Origin of the sequence: Dichelobacter nodosus, from assembly GCF_001263335.1 — a bacterium.
Classification (GTDB): Bacteria; Pseudomonadota; Gammaproteobacteria; order Cardiobacteriales; family Cardiobacteriaceae; genus Dichelobacter; species Dichelobacter nodosus.
The window spans coordinates 15,107-36,325 of record NZ_LGVW01000010.1; the positions used below are offsets into that span (position 1 = coordinate 15,107).

The window sequence follows — 21,219 nt, forward strand, 5'->3', positions numbered from 1 at the left end:
GTGTAGGTCCAGCGCACCGTGTAGGTGGTGCCGATGGCCGGTTCGTTGCCGGAGCCGAGCCAGTCGACATGGTTGCCCGACTGCTGCCAGTCCACTCCCTCCTGGAAGATGGTCGCCCCCTGGCTGACCTCGAGGATGTCCACTACGGGATTGGGATCGAGCAGGTCTTCACCGCCGCCCACCGAGCCGCGAGTGACGTTGCGGGTGATCTCGACGATGGCTTCCACCTGGGTCGTCTCCTTGAGCGGCGTGGAGTTGACCGGATAGCGGCGCTTGTTGATGTCGAAGGTCTTCTACTCGCCGCGCACCGACTTGGTGGCGATGGATTTGGGCACCAGGGTCGAGGTAGGCAGATCCCGCTGATGCCGGAAGCCCTGGATGTAGGCGCGTCCGGCGTTGGTGATCGCCTCCACGCTGTCGTCGTCGACGCCGCCGATAAAGGTGTCGAAGCCACGCACCAGGTAGCTTCCTGCCTGGTCGAAGGTGCGCTCGGCGAGATTCTGAATCAGGGATTTGAGCCCCTCTGCGGCAGCGAAGGAGAGCTGATCCTCGGTGATCGAGGAGACGGTGATCCGGCTGCCCGGCAGCGTGCCCAGCAGATCCCGCAGGTAGAGGTTGGATTTCTCCTGTACCGTGGGCGTGACGTCGCCGCTCTCGCGGTCGAACTTGTAGATCGGGATCACCCGGCGCTCGGCCACGTTGTTGGGCAGCATCTGGCTGCTGGTGTCCGTCGCCTTGAGGGATAGAACCCATTTTTCCCGTTCGGCGGTTGGCTCACCGGTGGCCGGGTTGATCAGGGACGGGTCCTGGGTGTATAGCCGTAGTTGTACTTCAGCAGCTCCACATAGACGTAATCGGCCCCGCTGGTGGTGGCCGGGTCGTAGGTCAGGGTCGCGCCGCTCACCTGTTCCAAATGGCCGTCGATGTAGACCACACCCGGGGCCAGGGTCAGGACGTTGGCGGCCGCGCTGACCTCGAGGCCCATGATGATGGAGCCTTCCTTGAACAGGATGTCGGCGATCTTGCGCCGCTCCAGGTTGATGATGTCCTGCTGCTCATTGAGTTCGGAATCCAGCAGGTCGCGATCCTGATGGTAGCGGATGCGCTTGTAGTTCTTGGTCGGGTCGAATGTCTCGCGTGAGATGCTCATGTTTGAATCCTCCAGTTAGATCTTGATGATCCCGACCAGCTCCACGCGGGTGTCGGAAATCTTGTTGAAGTCGGGAATGTTCTTCACCTCGTACAGGTAGCCCGGGTGCAGCACCTCGCCGGTCGGGTTGGTGTCCTGATGGAACACGCCGCCCATGGCGAGATCCCCGGTGACGCTTTCCACGTACTGCACATCACCGCCGAAGAAGCCGTATTCGCGGATGGTGATGCCGTTGGCCTCGGCCTCGTCGAAGCGAAAGAAGATGCCGATGGTGTTGGTCTCGGCGCAGGAGCCGGTACAGTCCGCCGTCCTCCAGGCTCTGGCAAGGGCCTTTTCCTGGGCCGACATCCTCGAATCCGGCCAGATCAAGTCCATTAGCGAGCTTGCCCGTACCCTCGACGTCGATGGCTCGTATGTGGCCCGCATCCTCAAGCTGACGACCCTGGCCCCCGACATCGTCGAAGCCCTGATCAACGGCGAGGAACCCAACGGGCTCTCGCTGGCCAAGCTGACCCAGATCTTCCCCGAGGACTGGGCCGAGCAGCGCCGCCAGTTCGGCTTCGCCACCGACTGACGACCGGACTGGAGACCACCCCAGAGAGCCGACCATCAGCGTCGGCTTTTCTTCTTCGGGGGCAGGAAACCGGAGTTGACCACGCTTCTTTTCATGGCCGAGGCGGGTGATTTCGAAAAAAACGTCCGGTTGCGGCATCGAGCGATGATCTAAGACAACCGCCCAAAACGGCAACCAGCCGCAAACCCATATCAATCAAGGATGTAGCTTTCCGGACGAGCTTCGGACTTGGTCCGGAGAAAACAGAGAATCAGGGGCCAAACAGAGAAAAAAAGGCGGGAGAATGGGGAGAATCGATGGTGCGAAGAGGTGCTTTGGAAAGATGTGAAACGGGCGCAACCCCTTTATAAACAAAGAGAAAAAGAAAACCCGTCACCCCGGAGAATGACCCCAGAGAGACGGGTTTGTCTTTTTTAAATGGTGGAGGCGGGGGGATTCGATAAAACTTATAAAGTACTAATAAAACAACGTACTAAAATATTACTATCTAAATTGCACTACAAATAGAACTACATTAAACAAAGTTAAAAAAACACGATTCGACGCATTTAACTAAAAATTTATTGGATGCTATCGGGGAAAGTGCAATAAATGCAATGTTTAATAAAAAAATTTTTTATTGTTTTTAAAATCATATAGATAAAAGATAAAAGAAAGTGCAATAAAAACGAAATAAAAGTGCAATCTTGTTGCATTATTTGTGCAATATTAGATGTAAAACACAAAAATATTATTAGTTGCTGCTTTGCTGTTTTTGCTTATTGCACAAACTTTCGCACGGAATACCATCGTTATCACGATCTAAGCGGCTAAGACCACATTGATTTAGGTAATACATCGCTTCATGACAAGATGACATTTGTTTACAGAACCGTTTTGAGCCACAATTTGTACTCTGTGCTTTGCTTTGCTGATATTTTTTTTCAGCAATTTGAGCTTGTACTTCTCTTTGCCCATGCCGCCAATCAGATGGTTTAATGATTTCTGCTTCTGGCAAACCCCACAATCCGATTTTTTTTGTTTGTGCTTGTATTTGTAAATCAGGTAAATCAGAACGCTTATTGTATTGTGTGTATACCCACGCACTACCTGACATCACTAAATCAGCATTTACATCAATACCACTGGCATTATAGACAGTGCAAACATTACGTTTGTATCTGTCTTTCTCTCGGCAAATTGCGGTTATATTTTGATGAGAAACTAATTTTTGTAACCGTTGCTTAGCTCTGTTACCAAATGGCTGCCCGCTTTCTGGTGCATCAATATCAGCCAATCTAATTTTATACTGTATATTATTGCTATCTAATATTTTGATCGTGTCGCCATCATAAATACCGATAACCAATCCTTTTATTTCATAATTCGCTGACACTGCTAAAGTTGTAAGCATGTAACTAACTAATACCATTATACGTTTAATCATCTTTACTCCCTTGATGTATGCCACCATTAATGACTGATCCCGTAATATTCCCAATATGGTTAGCAACAGCCCGTGACTGTCCGGTTGCCAATACATTCAGTGCTGCATGACGCACTAGCAACGGTGCTGCGTGCCATAGTGTTAATAATTCGCTATCTTCTTTGCTTAAAGTATCTATTCGATGTTTCCCAGTCAGCAAATAATTCACGTCAAAACCGGCAGCGGCTATTCTCTGTAGGTATTCCGCATTTGGAAAAACATTTCCTTTTTCATATTGCTGTTGAGAACGAATACTTACCCCACCAAGAGTAGCCATTTGTTGCTGATTTAATTTAGCCTTCTCTCTTATTTCTCTTATTCTTTCATTCACTTATTAATAATCCTGCATATTTATGTTGATATATGCAAAATACTGCGTTAAAGTTACCCCAACGCTTAACGTTAAGCGTTAAAAAAGCGGTGCAGCTATCGTCGCCATACTGTCAGCTGCACCTTTTCTCATAACCCCTTAGGAGGACTTATGAAATTTTTTCACGCGTCTAATGCATGCATGAGTTGTTTGCAGAATAAGCGCTTAGCGCAAAGACTTAATGCCAATAAAACACGCGCTTTTTCTGTTAAACAGAATCACATTCTAGCGCTTAACGTTAAACGTTAACAGGTTGAAATATGCGATTAGATTTACACCCTATATCAAACGGTTCTCGAATGTATTCGCACGTTTTGATCAGGCTTTCAGAAGTTGATAGAAAAAATTTAGAAAAACTTGCTAAAAAATCTAAATATCCTATATCAACTATTGCTTACTGCGCTCTTCGTGCCGTTCTTGATGCTGAGTTTAATCATAGGAGCGATCAATGAGTAACAATACTTCTTGTTCTATTGCGCAAATTTTGCAACAACATTTGTTTTCTCTTGCACCACAAGAGATTGTAGATGCCTTAAGTATTGATGCTTCGGCAGTCTCTCGCATTAAAAGTGGTGAACGAGGATTAAAATTTGATGAGATTGCGGTTTTACTCTCATTGAGAAGCAATGCATTCCATGACGGTCTCGATGTCATCGCGAAAGATGGTGGTATGTACGTATCAAAAGACGAATTGATTGCTTTACGTTCTCTTGCTTTGAAATACCTCACCGCGGATGTGTCACATGAGTAATATTTATCGAAAATTGCTTTGCCCTATTTGCGGTGCAAGAACAAAAATTCATGCGAGTCATTGTGATCATCAACTATTAAGAAGATCTTACGCTCAATGTACTAATCCACTTTGTGGCGCAACGTATCGTGTTATTACAGAGATTATGGCGCTTCATTCACCGTCATGTGGATTATTCAAAAAAATTCCAAAAATTAAAGGAGATACCATGGATTTAGATGATCAAGCACATGATTTAGCTTATTTTTTTGTTAAAGGAAGTAATCCACGATGGAGTAAAGATGAAACTTTTGTTCAAACAACATCGTATTTAACCAATCATCTTGAAAATCTATCTGAAGACGATGCACAACATGTTGCTGCACGCGCAATCGCAGAATTTGAAAGTAGAGAGTATTCCCCAATTTGGAGAATTGATATTGATACTTCATCAAGTTATGCAATTTTTATCAACAGGTATGTTGAAGACAAAGGTATACAAAAGCACATTATTAGTTTAGCTGAACTCGTTGAATTTATAGAAAATAGAATTAAAAAAGAATGTTGACGGTAACTAATTATGAATGACAATCAAAAAGTGCACATTCTGTCGCGTCTAACTAATGATTACTCGTTTAAAAAATCAGAAGATGGTAGGTGGCTGAACCAAGGTAGCTGCCCAAAATGTCGTAAAAAATCATTATTTATAGCCACTGATAATCCATATGTGATGAGATGCGGTCGTGAAAATAAATGCGGCGCAACGTGGCTAATTAAAGATTTATACCCAGAAGAATTCTGCAAATTTAATGAACGCTATCCAGCTAACGTTACTAATCCAAATGAAACTGCTGATGCGTATATGCGCGAAGCCCGTGGACTCAATGTATTAATGATGAAAGATTATTACGTACAAGGTCTATGGGAAAATCGCTATAACAAAAAAGAAACAGCGACAGTGCGTTTTGAAATTCCACTTACAAACGGCGCATTTATGGAACGGTTTGTTGAAGAAATGGAAATTGAAGACGAAGATGGTAGCGTTGATGTACGTAAATGCCATTTTAATGGTGCACACGCAGGCTGCTGGTGGTTACCGCCAGATATGGAAATTCAATCTGGTGACGAAGTTTGGATAACCGAAGGTATCATAGATGCTATCAGCTTGTGGCAGCATAAAATCAAAGCTGTTGCAATACTATCATGCAGCAATTACCCAGAAAAATCATTAAATAATTTGAAAATTGCCCATACAGTGAATTGGGTTTGGGCTTTAGATAATGATAAAGCCGGTAAAAGTGCAATTATAAAGTTTGTAAAGAAAATGCGTGATCATGGCATGAAATGCGATGCTGCCATTTCTTCAGTGTCAGAAAAAAATGATTGGAACGATCTTCATTTAAAAGGCAGATTAGAAGAGAAAGACATTGAAAATTACAGATATAGCGGAGGCTTATTAATTGCTGAATCAGCGGTTAATAAAGCAGCATTAATATTTGCTCATTCGCAATCACAAAGATTTATTCTTGATTTTAATAATCAGTTGTATTGGTTTTCAATTGACGCGAAAGATTTTGTGGCTGGGAAAGAAGAGGCTAACGCATCACTGACAGAAAAAGAACAATTGATGGCAATTGCTAAGAAATATGGGTTACTTTATATGGTCGCAAATGTTCGACCAGAGTTTTTATATTTTCAACGTAATGAAGTTACAGACGAAAGTTGGTATTACTGTCGCGTTCATTTCCCTGATGGTCGTCAATCAATTAATTTAACATTTACGCCAAGTCAAATAACAACTAGCTCTGAATTTAAAAAACGCTTAGCGCACGCGCCCGGCGCTTGGTGGTCAGGCGATGCAAAGCATCTTGATTATATCGGCAGTCGAGATTTACAAAAAATAAAAATTGTTGAAACAATTGATTATCTTGGTTACTCGTCAGAACATAATGTGTATATTTTCCCGAAACATGCTGTTTTTAAAGGTAAAATATATACTATCAATGAAGAAGATTTCTTTGATTTACCGAATAACAAATCAGTCAAGTCTCTGATCAAAGACAAAAACATAAAATTAGCAGCAACACCAAAAAATTATGAAAAAAATTGGGCACAATTAGTCTGGAAAGCGTTCGGTACAAACGGCATTATTGCGTGCGTTTACTGGTTTGGGTCATTATTTGTACAACAAATTAGACAAAACCAATCATCATTTCCTTTTTTAGAAATTATCGGCGAACCTGGATCAGGTAAAACAACATTAATTGAATTTTTATGGAAATTATTCGGTCAAGATCGCGAAGGAATTGATCCTAATAAAGCAACATCTGCTGGATTAGATAGATCATTAACGCAATATGCAAATATGCCAAATGTCTTTATTGAAGCTGATCGTGCTGAGAATTCGCATAGTAAAAAATTCGATTGGGATGAATTAAAACCATTCTATAACGGTCGCGGTATGAAAGTTCGCGGCGTAAAAAATTGTGGTAATGAAACTAGAGAATCTCTGTTTAGAGGATCTTTAGTTATTGCTCAAAATGACCAGATCAGTGCAAGTGATGCTGTATTAGAACGAATTGTTCAACTTAAGTTTATGCGTTGCAATCATAATTCTGAGTCGAGACATGCAGCCGATGTAATGATACATCTTAGCATTGAACAATTGAGCTATTTTGCATTATTAGCAGTACAACAAGCTGATAGTGTAGTCGACTACATCATAAAAAAAATGCCTGAATATCAAGATAATTTATTAAAAGACAATCGTATTAATCATATGCGGCTAGCAAAAAATCATGCGCAATTAATTGCATTAACTGAAAAATTCTCAGAATTAGTTGGATTGACACAGTTTCAAAAAGACACAACTTGTAATGCTTTAAAACAAGCGTGTATCGAACGAGAAAGTGAAATTGCTGCCGATCATCATATTGTTGCTGAATTTTGGGATATGTTTGATTACATTGAACAATCAGCTTTGTCAAATGAACATGATAACTATCAATCTTGCCTTAACCACAGTCGTGATAAAAATATTATTGCTGTTAACTTAAATGAATTCGTTGAACGAGCATCTTGTTTGAGGCAACAAGTACCAGAATTGGCATTATTAAAGAAGCTACTGAAAACAAGCAAAAAGAGAAAATTTATTGAAGCAAGCAGGACTGTAAGCTCTGCAATTGCATTTAATAAAAATAATAGACCAAAAACTCCGCGCTGCTGGATTTTTGAAAAAGAAAAACAGTTTAGAGGTGAATTAAATGAGTGATTTGAAAATGTTGCCAAGAGAAGCTCACGTAACTATTAATGATATTTCTTCTTCAAAAGCAAAAGGACAAGAAAGAAAAGGATTAACTCCACTATCACCACAAACTATAAAAAGATTGGAAAAAAAAGGAGCATTTCCACAATCTCATAGATATAAAAATGTTAAAGGGCGATTTTACATATTAGGTGAAGTGCTTGATTGGTTAGAAAATCAAACCAAAGATGACGCTAATAAAATGAATTCATGACGCAAACAAACGCGACATATTCTGATAATGTCATTCGTTTTACAGTTTGTTTGCATAGCCAAACCGCCGAAGAGTGCTGGCGGATAGTTGAAGGCGAAGGGCGACCGCCGGAAAATCCATTTATCGCTGTTTTAATTATTAATCTTGCTGATTTTGAGCGGTGTATTGCTTGGGGCTTTTATGAATCTAAGCGTCGTTGGGCGATGCAATGAAAACATCAGCAAAGCAATTAGAGCATGCGCGCAATTATATTCGTCGCTGTTGTACGATAAAAGCTGTTAATTTTCATACTCAAAATGATGCCGATTTAATCGAAAAAGTAGAGGCGCTGCCGCGCGGCGCTTTTTCAAAACTAGTACGCGATTTGCTGCGCGAGCATTTTGATGAAACAACGCGTCGGTAATTTTGTTCATTGACTGTGGATAAGTCTGTGGATAACTTTATTTGATTAAAATATATTATAAATCAATGCGTTATTTTAATAATGCGATTACAGACGCTAAAAAATAAAGTTTAACTATTTAGTTAAGGTTGTCTGAAAAAATGCATTAGAACGCGTTCTGTGCAGTCAATTTACAAACAAAATGCTTAAAAATGATTTTATTGATTAACTTTGTAACTCTTCACAATCAACTTGTGTTGTTAAACCCATCTCATTTAGAGTATGTGTAATTTCTTTTGCAAACCAATGTACAGCATCAATTTCGGCTTTAAATCCATGAACAATTATGGGCATTTCAGCTTGTATATCTGGTCTACCGATCGGTAATTGTAAAGTTAGTGTTTTAGCTTGTGTTTTTATGCGTTTAAATTTACCAGCGGCTGCTTCATTAGCTTCTTCCTCGCTGTTGTATGTCTGTTTTAGATGTCTGCAATATCCACTTTTTCCAGAAGTTACTTTTTTTCGCTTGCCTGTTTTCTTATCTTGCCAGTATGCACAGACCCCAGTTACACATTGATCTCTATCTGCGTCGTGGTAGTCGTGCCTATCATTATCATTACGAATAATCGTTGCTGGTGGCAATTGATTACAACTCGCTGTTTTCCCAGTTGCTCTCGTCACGAACAGTAATCTTTCATCTTTTATTGTGCCAATAGCATCATGTTCTTCTGCTAGTCTAGTAATGAGATTTGCATCAGATTCATTTGTTTGATCAAGATGTTCTACAGTGATGCTTCCAAGATCATCTGTTGCTAATTGCAACCTATTTCGTTCTGCAATTGCACCTAAAATCACAGCAATGGTTGTGTTATGGTAGCTTATTTCGCGTTCTTCCAATAACGATTTTCTAAAATCTGATGAGCTTGCAGATATGCTCAACGTATCTGGTGGTCCGCTATGGCGTAATTCATCGACAACAAAAGAACCAATATATAAAGCATGTTCATTAAAACCAAAAGATAATGCAATCAAAGCACCTTTGCGCGGTAATTGAATATGCCCGTCGGTATCATCAACATCGATGGTTAATTGATCAGCTTCCATGCCATTTTTGTCAATTACTTGCATTGAAATCAAACGACCTTGAAAATCAATCGGATTTCCATCAACAGATAATGTATAAAATGGTTTCAAAATAATCTCGTCAATAATGGTAATAATGGAGCAAGTAACCCAAATTGGCTATTGCCGGTGTAACGTTTTAGAATTAGAGAAAAATCAATTTTTTGCGCAGTACCATCTTCTAGAAAATATGTTTGATCTTCGCTCAAACGGTCAATAAAATAATATCCATAAATTTTTCCATTTCCACTCATTAATAAGTATGGTTCACCACGATCAGCCATTTCTCTCAATATATCAATGTTTGTTAACCCGCCAGAAAATTCTGGCATCAGTGTACCGGATAATGAAATCGTCTCTTCACCCTTACCTGTGAATTGGTATGCAATATCATCATTAGTGCGATTATTCCCAACCCAGCGCCACGCACTCTCACGCTGTATTTGGTCAAATGGCGCAGTCTGCACCGAAAAAACAAACAAACCATATGCCATTAACATCATGTTCTCCTAATCTGTTAACCGCCGCAAATTTCGTGACTGTAATTGTCGTTCTCTGGCATCGAGTTCACGGCGCACAACTAAAGCAATGGTTTTTGCATCATCTTTAGTTGCGTTACCATTGATGTTGATAGTGATCATGTAATTTGTTGGTGTTGCTAAAGATGCATTATTGTTTATTGGGGCAGCAACAGTTGGTAAAGCACTTAAAGTTGCTAAACCGCCAACTGTTGCAGCTTTGCTTAAAGAGTAGGCGACATTTTGCATTACAGAAATAGGTTTTTTCCCATCACTTCGAATTCCAGCAGCTAAACCTTGAGGAATAAATCGTCCGAGTTCTATCATAACGCGAGAAGGTGATCTAATTTGTAGTTTTTCTTTGATGCCATTTACTGCATTTGTTGCCATACTTTTTGCTGCGCTGCTAACAGAACTTGCTGCGTTACTGATACCATTTTTTAAACCGGTGGCGATATTGTTACCAATATTTTTTGCCATTTCGACTAATCCGGATAGCAACTGCGATGCAGCATTGATCGCTGAATTAATCACGTCAACCATCGCACTTCTGATATCCCAATTTTTAATTGAATCACAAAGCCTGCTGCCAAGTGATTGTATAAACTCAGTTAATCTAGTCGGCATTTCAACGCCAAAAAATTCAAAAACTTTGGCAAATGCCATGTACACCATCCCGATAGGAGACCAATTAAGTATGGCTTGACCGATATTGAATAAAGCTTGCATTGGGCTCATTTGCAGTAATTGCCATTGCTCATGCCAAAACGATGAAAAATTACTCCAAATTTGCTTGGAAGTAGAAACAACACTATTCCAATTTTTGTAAAGTAAATACGCTCCAGCTATCAGCACAGCAATCACTGACATTATTGGATTAGCCACCGCAGCTCCTAATAAACTGCGCAATAAACCACCGATTTTGCTGAGCAACGGAACACATGAATGTAATAAACCGCGGACTCTACTAATTTTTGGGAGCAAGCTAACAAAAGTTCCTGCTGCCGATGAAAAAACAGTCATTGCGCCAGAAAAAATCAATAAAAATGCGCCAGCAATCACACTTAATCCAGCAAATGCTGCAGTGGTAAGAATGATACCTTTTACTAGTTTCGGGTGACGTTGTATCCAAGGTTGAATTGTTTCTTCAATAAAATGCGAGCCCCAGTTTGCCAAATTGCGCAAATCATCAGAAACTGCGCTACCAATAGTACCTAATAAAAGTTCTGAGGTTCCAGCAAGCTGCTCAAAAGAAGATGATAATGTCGCGGTTTTTGCCGTAATTCTTGTTTGTAGATCAGCTTGTTCTGACATATCAGCGATGGCTTGTTTATAACCATCAAATCCTTGTTGGGCGATGATTTTAGCGACCCGTCCTCCCTCAGTCCCAAACATTTGTTGCATAGCAATGATCGCTTCATCATCACCCAACTTTTGTCTGATAACATCGAATTTTTCTAACTCCTTAACAATGTCTTCTATATCTTTGATTTTTCCATTTCTGAAAAAATCAAATGACACGCCAGCTTTTTCTAATGCATCTTGTGCCGCCGCTTTTAAACCGCTGCTTGCTGCTTTTAATTCTCTGGGACCAGATGCCATCTTATTAAGCATCGTTGAAAAGTTAGTACCAAACATGGAGCCTTCTAATCCTTGCCTAGCAGCCATTCCTTGAATAGCTAATAGTTTTTCAAAATTTGCTCCACCTGTTAAACCTAATCCGTTGACAGTTGGCGCATAGTACTTCATTGACTCAGCCATATCTTCTTGTTTTAAGCCGAATGCATGGTAAGCTTGTTGCAATTTATTTGCCGAATCACCCAATTCATTAGGATTTAATCTGTGAGCTTCGATCATCTTCGCAGTAAAAGTGCCGCCTTCCTCCATTCCCATGTTCATTAATACTGACAATTGCGCTGCGGTTTTTAAACCACCAGAAGTGAGTAATTTATCGCTAATACCTTGCTCTTTTAATGCTCGTGCCAGTGCAATAAAATCTTCTGTAGTACCGGGTAAAACCGCGCCTAATTGTTGCGCTTGCTCGCGTATCGTATCGAATTCTCCGCTTGTACCATCTCGGCGCATCATTGTTACTTTTAAATCTGCTGCCGCTTGTTCTTGACGCTTATAAACATCTATAGGGTGACTAAGCATACTTAACCCTTTTTGCCCGAAACTCACAGCGGCATAACCGGTTATCGCCGTTGATGATGCAATTTGCATGCGTTTTTCTCTTTGCAATTGTCTCGCGTTTATTTTTTCTAATTGTTTGACTTGTTGATTCAAAGTATCATTGACCAAATTCGCTTCTCTACGTAAGCGTTTTTCTTCATCTGCTAACGCATTAATCTTTATTCCAGCTTTATCGAGTCGGCTGATGTTTTCAGTTAATGCTTTTTTATCAGCATACTGTTGTTTGAAAAGAAGACGCATCTGCTCACGCGTTCTGCCATATTCAGCTCGTAACTTCTTTAGTTTAGTTTCAGAAAGAGAATCTGCATTTTTTAATTGCTGCCGTAATGAGACCATCTCGCTGCGCATTTTAGTAATCGCACTTTGAGAACTTTCAATGTGTTTTTTTAGTTTTTCTAACTTGTTGATATCACGGATCTGCTCATTGAGTTTTCCAAGCGCCTTTCTACTGCCGTCAAATTGCTTCATAAGTTTGTTGGCACTATTTCGAATATGCTCAAATTGCTTACTTGCTTTATCAAAAGCCCTAAGCTGGATATTTAGATTTAAATCTGCCATGATAAAACCTCTGCAATGATAAAAACCGAGAGAGCAATGGCAGATGCAATAATGACCGTTTTAGCGTTACTCATCATTTTAATTTTTGGTGGGTTATCGCTGCTGCTTATCCTAAGCATTATGATGCTGTTCATTGCTGGATTATGCCGTGTTTTTGAGAGTATGGCGTTTTGTTTACACGCACTGAGCACAATTCGCAAAAAAAAGTATTAATTTTTCATTAGCGATTTTTGTTGTTCATTGCGTTCATAAGCCACTTGCCACCATCGCATCACCTCATCAAATGACATCTTATCAAGCTCGGATGGTTGCCAACCGCCACCAAAAACTAAGTTGATATCTGCCCACGCATTTTCTACGCTGCTGGGAATTCTTCCTTTTCTGAAAAAAACTCTCCTATCCCTTTTGCAAGTTCAGTAAAATCAACCAAATTCATCGCGCGTAATTCTATTGGTGATAAAGATGGAGTAGTTATCCGTGGTAGTAATTCTACCAATGCGTTAACGTCCATCGCGACCACATCGAGTAGTTTTAAACCGCGTAATTCACCAGCCGAAGGTTCCCTTAATTCAACTCTGGTAATTTCATTTTTATCACCGCGCTTAATTGCTGTTTTTAATTGAATAACAAGCATCATTTCCTCACTTTTTATTACATCTTCAAGTTTTTACGACGTTTTTCAAGCAAATCAATGCCATTGACTACGAAAATATTATTAGCGTGATCAATATCAAACATTGTTTCACCATTAATAGTGTATGTCAGAGTTGCCAGTGCAACGTTGTATTTACTTGATTGCAAGTCACCGGGTTTAAATTGACCAGGGTCAATTTCACGGAAACGTCCAAGCCCAATCACTTCAATTGCATCACTACCACAGCCTGCGCCATCTGATTCTGCTGATGCATTAATTCGAAAACGAATCGCAGTCACAGCGCAGATAGCCCATTTTTTAAGTAAATCAGCTGATTGTTCATCAAGCTCAAATTCCATTTCTAGCTTTTCGCCGCCTAAATCAATTTCGACGGGACCATGCATGCCACCAGCGCGGTATTCTTCCATTTTGCGCGAAAACTTGGGCCACTGAATCGTCTTCACACGTCCTGCATACCCAATCCCATCAACGGATAAAATGGCATCTTTAATAACTTTTGGTAACATTGTTAACTCCGGCTAAATGGTTGCTGCTTCTACACGTCTAGCAAAATCAATCAAATATGTATCTGTAATCTTTTGAATAAATTCAAGTTGTTCTAATGGTGGCACCGGCGTGTAATCATAAGAAATTACCATTTTTCCAGTTCGTAGAGTTTCTTTTGTGTTAATTGATGTATCAAACCACGCACTACCGCCTAATAAATAACCTGCTGCAGTCAATTCTCGTAGTTTTACATTTACTCCAGCAATGATGTCACCAGCTAGCCCCGGTGTTAACGGCTTATCAATTGCCCATTGATGAGCTTCCTCAATTGTATCCGCTAAAATCTGCGCCGTGCGCGTGTAAGACTCAAAAGCAAATGCTACATCATCAGATGTAGTACGATTACCCCAGAAACGATAACCATCGCTGTGTATAAGTGCCGTTACATTTTTGCTATTAAGATAGTTAGCATCATTAGCTGGATCAGACAGATTAAAACTAACGTCAAGTTTCGTTCCTAATACCCCGTTAACCGCCACATTAGATAGTGTTTTATGCCAACCAATATCATTATCGAGTTTTGCGCGTAAGCCAAGCGCCGTTGCAATGCTATCAATATGCGTTGTTTTCTTTGTAATTTCATCAAAACCGATAAAGTCCCCGTATACAAGCATCAGCTCGCGGTCAGCAAAATGTTCCTCATAAAGTACTGCATCTTCTTTTGTATCTCCGTTCGCATGGGCATAAACAAAAGCACGTAATCTTTTAGCAATACTAACCAGCTCAGTAGTTACAGCTTGTGTATCTAAACCCGGTGCCCCAATGATTCGCGGCGTAATACGCAGTCTATTTTGTGCTGTAAGCAACGCTTTTGCACCAGTATAGATACCATTTTCATAAGCACCAATCACATGAGCTTCTTCAACAAGTGGATCTTCATTTTCTTCGACACGTACTACAATCGTCATCGCATTAGCCTGTCGTTGTATAGCATACAAAGCTTTTGCCAATGTGCCGGTTTTTCCAGCTTTACCAATCGCATTAGGTAAATCAGTGAGTAATACAGGTTGGTTAAGTGGGAATAACTCTACATCTGCATCTTTAGCAGTTGCAATAATCCCGATCACCGCCGTTTGTATCGTGCGAATCGGGCGGATACCATCCGTTTTTTCAATAACACGAACACCGTGTAAAAAATCAGGCATGACGCTGCTCCATTAAGTACTCAAAAAGTGTTTTGGGGCTGTATTGATGAGGATTATCAAGCCCTAGTAGGGCTGCACAAAGCTCTGAACAAAACCATTTTTTCGGATTTTGTTGCAAGCTGCGCAAAATAAATCTAAACACACCGCACCAGTCATAGCGACAACCTTGTATCCGCCCAAATCGTGTACGGATTTTTTCTGCACTTTCAGCAACCGGCACTAGATCCCAGCGCGTATTTGAAAGATACATACGTTTACAGCGCACACCTCCATCGCGCATCGATGCTGAATAACAGTAAAAAACGCCCGCAACAGCTTCATCTCCGATTGCGATTTCACAATGTGAATAACAGCTGTGCGTCACTACTCGAATCAAAAAATCAGCAATATGAGCAACACGTGTTTTAAGATCAGCATCCTTTTTGACTTTCCCCTTATAAAATGCAACATAAACATTACTCATGCTTATACCTCACAAGCTAAAATTGCATCAGCACGTCCCGATTCTAAAATATGAATTGCTTCTAAATATTTAATCCCAATAATAATTTCTGGATCGTGTAGATCAACATTGCGTGCCAAATCAAGTAACGTCCACCAATCATTAATTTCTTGGGAATTGCTTCTTTCTGCCGCGATTTTCAAACGCTCTTCAGCGGTAAACCTGCGCACAAATGCGAGTCGTGTTATTTTGCTTGGTGTGATACGGTCAATATCTAATATTTCCAAGCGATAGAGATTAATCTTATCTGCTTCATTTAGCGATAAGACAGCTAATTCTGCACGATTCCCAGCCCGCCGAATCGCTTCTCTTTCGGCATAAACTTCGATAAGTGTTTCACCTCCGACACCGATTACATCACGTTCCCGAGCACGTTCAACACGCCACTCAATTTCTGCGAGCTTAATACGCACCTCGTCTTTAATTTCAGCAATTTTTTGAATTTTCAAAGCCTGTAAATCTAGATTGTTTTCTACATTTGTTGCCTCTTTTGTCGATTCAATGATGCGTTGTCCTGAAGCGGGTATGATTTTTTCGGCAGTCCAACCGATAATTTCACCGCGATCATTCATAATGTGATAAGCCATTTAAAACCTCTTCTTGCACTATTTTGCTGCCCAGAGTTCGCAATAAACATAACCATCCCCTTCTTCCGTAAAAGTCGCACTGTTAAAGCTTACGGCATCAACACTATTCATTTTCTGCGGATTCGATGTTGTTCTATTTACTGCTGCGAGCGAACCATCAAAATGAAGCATTTTTGTTTTGCCATTTGATGAACCGTAATACCCTAGGCATGCGAAAACTAAGCCAAACGGCGCCGCGATCGCCGCATTAGCATTAGCGACACCATCTTGAGCTTGCTTACTTTTTATTACCCAAGATTTTTGCACAGTGTCATAAAGCGTATTGCGTTGTTGTTGAAAAATATCGTTATGAGCAATAATTGATTGCCGAGCAACATCTGAAGCAGCAACCGCTGCCATCGCAACATCTGAAGCAGCAACCGCTGCCATCGCAACATCTGAAGCAGCAACCGCTGCCATCGCAACATCTGAAGCAGCAACCGCTGCCATCGCAACATCTGAAGCAGCAACCGCTGCCATCGCAACCGAACTATCACTTAATCCTTGTCGAACAACATCTTGTGACAACAGCCAAAGCCATAAGCTTTTGTCTTTAATAGCAGCTTCTATCGGTGTTTGCGGCGCCGGTAATTCGCTCGTTGCTAATCTCCAAAAACCCGCTTTTCGCCCCAATTCAACTTGTAAATTCCGAACACGATAAACGCCATCAGCTTGATGATGAATTTCGATCGAGTCAGATGATTTAATATCGGCAGGAAGAAGCCAAGTATGAATAACGCGCATTTGTGCAGGGGTATCAACCATCGCGGGGAGAGTCAATACATAATTTTGAGGCTGTAATGTATTATCAGATAGAGTTAATGGTAGCCTTACAGTAATCGTCCCAGTATTCTGCGGTGCAGCCGTAGCGTATAAATCATAAGATAAAGTTAGATGCATACCGCTGTAATCCTGAATATTAACACCGTTATCCCATAACCATACTGACGTACCATTACCCACTTCGCGGCGGCTTTCCTTAATTAAATTACGGGTAATTAAATCGCCCATCGCTGCCGTTTGTCCAGCCCATAAGTCAACCGCGGCGCGATGCGCAAAAAAAGCATTCCTAATCGCATCGTTTTGATATAAATCTGCAACAAAATCCGCCCGCGTCAATAAATAACGCACCGCTTTATCATGATGAATAAGCACATTGATCGCAGCCGGCGTAGTTAATAATTTCTGGTAGGAAGCACGATGTGATAATAATAACGGTAAATTCCCCTGTTCAATGATTTCTGTCAATAACGTTGTGGATTCCGCTAATACTGACATACCATTATCTTCAGAGGAAAAATATTCCCAACCATTACTTTGATGAAGGACAGATAAAGCATAAGTGTTTTGCAACAAACGGCGACTACCATGCACATTTTTTGCAAACAGTAAGACGCCATTTTGGGTTTTAAGCAAAATTTCTACTGCTTTTGTGTCTGCAAAAAATAAATCAAGCGCATTATCATCATCTAATAATTGAGCAAAAGATGAAGCATAAGTTTCATGCCAAATCGCCATATCAGCGCTATCTTTGATCGTGTTGATGAATCGCGCCATGATGCTAGGTTTATATTTGTAACCGTTAGCAAGATGTTGTAATACTGCGTAGTCTGTTGGATTTTGAAATAAAGTATCGCGATCAAAGCGCCGCGCAAGTTCTTGTTCTAATCGAAGCGGAAATTCTTTATCTGCTTCCGGATTTGCACGATAAAGCAAACATAATTCAATGAGCTCATCATTCGTTAATTTTTCTATTTCAACAGCGAGTAATGCCGCTGTTGCTGCTAGTTGAATGGGGTTAGCCATCACTTCTCCTTATGACTTATAAAGCAGCAAGTGCAAGGATGCGAATTTTTGCCAATTTTTCGGCGAGATTTTTATTGACTTCTTCACTTGATTTTTTTTGTAAGCTAAGTGCTTCGTCAATACGATTGAACGTAGTTTTAATTCTTTTCACATCTTCACTTAATAAATTTTCAGCATCGGGTAATGGAAAATCATAATTCTTTGTTTTCTCATCAATCATCATTGACACCTTTAAGTTGTAATCATGCGCAACTGACGGCAACGAGGACGGGCATTAATGCCGCCAGAAAGCGTAATCTGACAACGCACCGTATCGCCTCCAGTAACACTTTGTTTGTATTCATTGCGCACCCAGCCGTCGCCGATCGGTTCGCCATTTTCGGGGCTGCATATCTGATATTCGCCGTTAATTTCAATCTCAACTTTTACGCTTGAGCCTTGCGGTGTATTGACTTCTAAAGTCACAATCGCTTCACCGCTGCCAGCTGGGATAGCGCGACTGATATAAGTTGCGCTTTTTTGTAGATCTCCAAGTGCAGCAAAATGACCTGGGTAAAGAATGGGAGAGCGCTTACGAGAGCCCGTTAAAACGGCTTTGGTATGGAATTTTCCATCAGTACGCTCATCAAGCTGTACCGATTGATTTTCTTGTACGCGATAGTTATTGTCGCCATCGTCACTGAGCTGGAAAATCACGTCCGTTTCTATGCCGGTTCGCTCAACTTGCGCCATCACATAGATATCAGAAGCATTGTTCGCGGTAACATCAGCAAGCGTGATTTGAGATTCAGTTACGCTAAACTCAGCAGCATAAAGTCGGAATGCTAAATCAGCGTTATTATGCGGTGTCCACGTACTAGCATTACTTGAAGAAAGTAAGACGCCAACAGTATAACCTTGTTCTGTAACGTAACGTTTGGCGCGTGTATCATATTGTCCAACTTCCGCAATCGCTAAACTGTGCACGTTATCATCGGTCAAAATGACAATCGCAAACTCTTGTAACGCTTCGAGGTAAATCGCGATTGGAAATTCAATAATAGTTTCTTCGCCGTTATTTTTTAAAACATCAGCATTGATGCGTGTTTCTGCTAAAACTACCCCCGTAGGCATCCCCGTGCTGGTTTCTCTAATTTGCACAGTAACGGGTTTTGTGCCGATATCCTCAAACCACAAACCAACCGCTGAGATATGTCTGCCCTCGGTGAGTAAGGTAAACGTTTGTGCGAGTGGATCGTAACGCTCGACGACGCGCACACGACGACGCTCTTCAATTGTGATTTCACCTCGCCCTGTAAATTGAGTCACGCCTCGAGTACCACGGTCGCCAATAAACTCAACATATTTGGTGCCAGCTGGAATATTGCTAGGTATGGTAAATTGTCCGCGGACAATGCCGCTATGATCTGCTGATATCATGACTGTTCCTCTACATTGATTTCAATACCATCAAAATTTACATGACGTAATGGTTCATCAGGTCTAAAACCTTCAATACGAAACTTGATCGTTATAGGGCGTAAAAATTCGGCAGCTTTAATACCGGTAGTTCGCCGTTCTTCCTTTTCGCTAACGCGTTCGCGCAGACCGCTGCCAATTTTTTTAGTGATTAAAGCGTGGTTTACGGTTTCGGTTTGTGTCCAAAAATCCACTGGTGGCATGAGTGTAACCGTCGCAGGAATGGGATCGAATGCAGCGTAAGGATTGATTTTCATGATGCCCGTGCGCGCCGTTTGCTCAACGAGCACAACATGGTTATAAGGCAACGTCATTGGCTTATCAGCAGTATCTAACGCTTGTACATCAGCATGGATAGGCAGCATCAGCTCGCCGTCAACGATTGCCGCGGTTTGGCTTTGCCCAAGGTCGCGCATATTGTCATTCTGAAATGGATCAACAAAGACACCGCGTGTAGCCGATGGCGCAGCAGCAATGGCTTCTCCCTTCAGCCGCTCGATTGCTACCAAATCATAAAGGGTGAAAATATCGTGGCGCATATCCTGTAACGTTGCCATGCTTACGGCACTAATTGCGGTATCACGTACTTGCGTCGGGTAATCGTTAAACCAAGTATGATGCAGTTGTGCCAGCTCTAACTGCCCACTTGGTGCCGGTAAAGCGTGCGGATTAAATCGCCGCGGCATCCCTTTGATGCGCGTAATCTTGCCATCACGGTCAATCGAAAGGGTATCGACACGTGGCAGGCGCCATTGATAATCAATCAAAATTAATGAGCCTTCAACCGCTCCTTCAATCGTAAAACCTCTCTCATCTGCCGCTTGTGCTACAACTTGGGTAATGTATTTATAGGTTACTTCATATGAAGAGCCAGGCGATGGCTCATCGCCTGACGGACTCCAGTCGATTAAGCCACCACTAAAAAGGTAGTCGGTCGTTTTTTTGTAAGTGGTTTTTCCTTGTTTGACCTCGACAATCTCAATTACAGCGTTATCTGGTAACGCATCTGAAACGCCCGAATAACTACCGTGCAAAATCGTTTCAGTTTTTTGCTTAGTAATATCTATTTTTCGAATGTCATGAATCGGTGCGCGGTCGACGTTGACGCGCATCTTGCCGTTGCCTTGATCGGTGAATTGATGGGGCTCTGAAAGAATCGTTTGTAAATCAGGGTCAAATGGGAATTTCATTCGCAGCGCCGTTGGCAATTCAATTTCAAAGCCGTAAACGTGCGCTTTACCTTCCAAAATCGAATAAGTTTCATCACGGTCATCATGGGCAACATAAACCACATCTAAACCATGAATTACATAATGCCCTCCGTTGTTATCACGGTCATAACGCGCCAGTGCATTGTTAAACCCAGTCATATCAGGTGGCGCAGACTTGATCTTCAGCACGGCATTTTCAACGTCAAACACGCGATAGAAATTGCCGGTGTGATCATCGTCGCTCGTTCCCCATTCAGCACTAATGCGCAACCTCGCTGCGCCCGGTTCATCATAGTTACGCGTGCCTTCGGCAGGATCTCGTAATCTTGGATCTTGTAATTCTGTAATTACCGCTTCGGTTAACCAAACCCCGATTTGGACTTCGCCGATAACGGGGATAATCAGTTGTTTTTCTGGCACATCACGCACACGCCCGCGCAGATAAATTTCAGAAGTGGCACAGGTGGTTTCTCCGCTGTTTTGATCTATAACCACTGCACCACCGGATAAGATGCTGCCATCGACCATAAATTGATCAGCAATGCGTTTGATTTGTCGCTCGCGTATCGACTGTAATTCATTTAGTTCCGCAGATTGCAAGCCTAAGCCTGCACGAAATAATAACGTTTCATCTGAGTTTTTATCGTCATCACGGTTGTAATAATTGGCGAGATTAATATTCATCGTCTC

The 21,219-nt window shown here is 41.7% G+C and carries 25 protein-coding genes and 2 pseudogenes; 9 read left to right on the forward strand and 18 right to left on the reverse strand.

The genetic code is table 11. The annotated features are described in order from the left end of the window. Positions 1-32: 32 nt before the first annotated feature. The 3 genes and pseudogenes from AKG33_RS07480 to AKG33_RS00905 form a co-directional block, all read right to left on the reverse strand. Positions 33-713: pseudogene (locus tag AKG33_RS07480) on the reverse strand (DUF4815 domain-containing protein); the annotation flags it as partial. A gap of 80 nt (positions 714-793) precedes the next feature. Continuing rightward, complete coding sequence (locus AKG33_RS07440) at positions 794-1,150, reverse strand: DUF4815 domain-containing protein (protein ID WP_200902124.1); 357 nt, start codon at positions 1,148-1,150, stop codon at positions 794-796. Between the two features lie 15 nt (positions 1,151-1,165). After that, a complete protein-coding gene (locus tag AKG33_RS00905) occupies positions 1,166-1,498 on the reverse strand; it encodes a hypothetical protein (protein ID WP_200902131.1) in 333 nt (110 codons plus the stop codon). Here AKG33_RS00905 and AKG33_RS07590 point away from each other — a divergent pair. Further along, positions 1,434-1,724: pseudogene (locus AKG33_RS07590) on the forward strand (hypothetical protein); the annotation flags it as partial. The gene AKG33_RS00905 and the pseudogene AKG33_RS07590 sit on opposite strands and share 65 nt — an antisense overlap. Positions 1,725-2,457: 733 nt before the next feature. On the opposite strand, the gene AKG33_RS00910 reads toward AKG33_RS07590, so the two are convergent. Both AKG33_RS00910 and AKG33_RS00915 read right to left on the reverse strand, forming a co-directional pair. After that, positions 2,458-3,150: a thermonuclease family protein gene (locus AKG33_RS00910; RefSeq protein WP_050707793.1), complete on the reverse strand. Its 693-nt coding sequence runs from the start codon at positions 3,148-3,150 to the stop codon at positions 2,458-2,460. Further along, a complete protein-coding gene (locus AKG33_RS00915; RefSeq protein WP_050707794.1) occupies positions 3,143-3,520 on the reverse strand; it encodes a helix-turn-helix domain-containing protein in 378 nt (125 codons plus the stop codon). Before AKG33_RS00915 ends, AKG33_RS00910 begins: the two co-directional genes overlap by 8 nt. Positions 3,521-3,819: 299 nt before the next feature. On the opposite strand from AKG33_RS00915, the gene AKG33_RS07450 reads away from it, so the two are divergent. From AKG33_RS07450 to AKG33_RS00945, 7 genes are read left to right on the forward strand one after another with little or no spacing between them, the layout of a single operon-like run. Next, the gene (locus tag AKG33_RS07450) at positions 3,820-4,011 is read left to right on the forward strand and encodes a ribbon-helix-helix domain-containing protein (protein WP_152907703.1); all 192 of its coding nucleotides are present in this window, start codon (positions 3,820-3,822) and stop codon (positions 4,009-4,011) included. After that, positions 4,008-4,310 carry a hypothetical protein gene (locus tag AKG33_RS00920; RefSeq protein WP_050707795.1) on the forward strand — a complete coding sequence of 101 codons (303 nt, stop codon included), beginning with the start codon at positions 4,008-4,010 and terminating at the stop codon, positions 4,308-4,310. Before AKG33_RS07450 ends, AKG33_RS00920 begins: the two co-directional genes overlap by 4 nt. Further along, entirely contained in the window at positions 4,303-4,857 is a 555-nt protein-coding gene (locus AKG33_RS07115; RefSeq protein WP_161802447.1) for an ogr/Delta-like zinc finger family protein, read from the forward strand. The genes AKG33_RS00920 and AKG33_RS07115 overlap by 8 nt, the downstream gene beginning before the upstream one ends. A gap of 12 nt (positions 4,858-4,869) precedes the next feature. Next, positions 4,870-7,560 carry a toprim domain-containing protein gene (locus AKG33_RS00930; RefSeq protein ID WP_082203947.1) on the forward strand — a complete coding sequence of 897 codons (2,691 nt, stop codon included), beginning with the start codon at positions 4,870-4,872 and terminating at the stop codon, positions 7,558-7,560. Then, complete coding sequence (locus tag AKG33_RS00935) at positions 7,553-7,807, forward strand: helix-turn-helix transcriptional regulator (RefSeq protein ID WP_235503144.1); 255 nt, start codon at positions 7,553-7,555, stop codon at positions 7,805-7,807. Before AKG33_RS00930 ends, AKG33_RS00935 begins: the two co-directional genes overlap by 8 nt. Beyond that, positions 7,804-8,019 carry a hypothetical protein gene (locus tag AKG33_RS00940; RefSeq protein WP_050707798.1) on the forward strand — a complete coding sequence of 72 codons (216 nt, stop codon included), beginning with the start codon at positions 7,804-7,806 and terminating at the stop codon, positions 8,017-8,019. The genes AKG33_RS00935 and AKG33_RS00940 overlap by 4 nt, the downstream gene beginning before the upstream one ends. Then, positions 8,016-8,210, forward strand: coding sequence for a hypothetical protein (locus AKG33_RS00945; RefSeq protein ID WP_050707799.1), 195 nt, complete (start codon positions 8,016-8,018; stop codon positions 8,208-8,210). The genes AKG33_RS00940 and AKG33_RS00945 overlap by 4 nt, the downstream gene beginning before the upstream one ends. 204 nt (positions 8,211-8,414) lie before the next feature. Here the strand turns inward: AKG33_RS00945 and AKG33_RS00950 are convergent, their stop codons facing one another. From AKG33_RS00950 to AKG33_RS00960, 3 genes are read right to left on the reverse strand one after another with little or no spacing between them, the layout of a single operon-like run. Continuing rightward, a complete protein-coding gene (locus AKG33_RS00950; RefSeq protein WP_082203948.1) occupies positions 8,415-9,383 on the reverse strand; it encodes a contractile injection system protein, VgrG/Pvc8 family in 969 nt (322 codons plus the stop codon). Further along, positions 9,380-9,814 carry a phage tail protein gene (locus AKG33_RS00955; RefSeq protein ID WP_235503145.1) on the reverse strand — a complete coding sequence of 145 codons (435 nt, stop codon included), beginning with the start codon at positions 9,812-9,814 and terminating at the stop codon, positions 9,380-9,382. Before AKG33_RS00955 ends, AKG33_RS00950 begins: the two co-directional genes overlap by 4 nt. A 6-nt stretch (positions 9,815-9,820) precedes the next feature. Continuing rightward, a complete protein-coding gene (locus AKG33_RS00960; RefSeq protein ID WP_082203949.1) occupies positions 9,821-12,580 on the reverse strand; it encodes a phage tail tape measure protein in 2,760 nt (919 codons plus the stop codon). Positions 12,581-12,616: 36 nt separating this feature from the next. Here AKG33_RS00960 and AKG33_RS07330 point away from each other — a divergent pair, with 36 nt between their 5' ends. After that, positions 12,617-12,793: a hypothetical protein gene (locus tag AKG33_RS07330; RefSeq protein ID WP_161802448.1), complete on the forward strand. Its 177-nt coding sequence runs from the start codon at positions 12,617-12,619 to the stop codon at positions 12,791-12,793. On the opposite strand, the gene AKG33_RS07595 is transcribed toward AKG33_RS07330, so the two are convergent. Genes AKG33_RS07595 through AKG33_RS01005 form a run of 10 tightly spaced genes read right to left on the reverse strand, consistent with a single transcriptional unit; the run spans position 12,790 to position 21,213 of the window. Continuing rightward, positions 12,790-12,951, reverse strand: a complete 162-nt coding sequence (locus AKG33_RS07595; RefSeq protein ID WP_082203950.1) for a GpE family phage tail protein — start codon at positions 12,949-12,951, stop codon at positions 12,790-12,792. The genes AKG33_RS07330 and AKG33_RS07595 overlap by 4 nt on opposite strands. Continuing rightward, positions 12,936-13,217 carry a phage tail assembly protein gene (locus tag AKG33_RS00965; protein WP_050707803.1) on the reverse strand — a complete coding sequence of 94 codons (282 nt, stop codon included), beginning with the start codon at positions 13,215-13,217 and terminating at the stop codon, positions 12,936-12,938. Before AKG33_RS00965 ends, AKG33_RS07595 begins: the two co-directional genes overlap by 16 nt. Before the next feature lie 14 nt (positions 13,218-13,231). Further along, the gene (locus tag AKG33_RS00970) at positions 13,232-13,741 is read right to left on the reverse strand and encodes a phage major tail tube protein (RefSeq protein WP_050707804.1); all 510 of its coding nucleotides are present in this window, start codon (positions 13,739-13,741) and stop codon (positions 13,232-13,234) included. 12 nt (positions 13,742-13,753) lie between these two features. Next, the gene (locus tag AKG33_RS00975; RefSeq protein ID WP_050707805.1) at positions 13,754-14,926 is read right to left on the reverse strand and encodes a phage tail sheath protein; all 1,173 of its coding nucleotides are present in this window, start codon (positions 14,924-14,926) and stop codon (positions 13,754-13,756) included. Further along, entirely contained in the window at positions 14,919-15,389 is a 471-nt protein-coding gene (locus AKG33_RS00980; protein ID WP_050707806.1) for a hypothetical protein, read from the reverse strand. The genes AKG33_RS00975 and AKG33_RS00980 overlap by 8 nt, the downstream gene beginning before the upstream one ends. 2 nt (positions 15,390-15,391) lie before the next feature. Beyond that, entirely contained in the window at positions 15,392-16,015 is a 624-nt protein-coding gene (locus AKG33_RS00985) for a hypothetical protein (protein ID WP_050707807.1), read from the reverse strand. Between the two features lie 18 nt (positions 16,016-16,033). After that, positions 16,034-17,860, reverse strand: coding sequence for a hypothetical protein (locus AKG33_RS00990; RefSeq protein ID WP_050707808.1), 1,827 nt, complete (start codon positions 17,858-17,860; stop codon positions 16,034-16,036). Positions 17,861-17,876: 16 nt separating this feature from the next. Then, on the reverse strand, positions 17,877-18,080 hold the full coding sequence (locus tag AKG33_RS00995; protein ID WP_050707809.1) for a hypothetical protein: 204 nt from the start codon (positions 18,078-18,080) through the stop codon (positions 17,877-17,879). 11 nt (positions 18,081-18,091) lie between these two features. Next, positions 18,092-19,279 carry a hypothetical protein gene (locus AKG33_RS01000; RefSeq protein ID WP_050707810.1) on the reverse strand — a complete coding sequence of 396 codons (1,188 nt, stop codon included), beginning with the start codon at positions 19,277-19,279 and terminating at the stop codon, positions 18,092-18,094. Further along, the gene (locus tag AKG33_RS01005; RefSeq protein ID WP_050707811.1) at positions 19,276-21,213 is read right to left on the reverse strand and encodes a DUF4815 domain-containing protein; all 1,938 of its coding nucleotides are present in this window, start codon (positions 21,211-21,213) and stop codon (positions 19,276-19,278) included. The genes AKG33_RS01000 and AKG33_RS01005 overlap by 4 nt, the downstream gene beginning before the upstream one ends. Positions 21,214-21,219 lie beyond the last annotated feature (6 nt).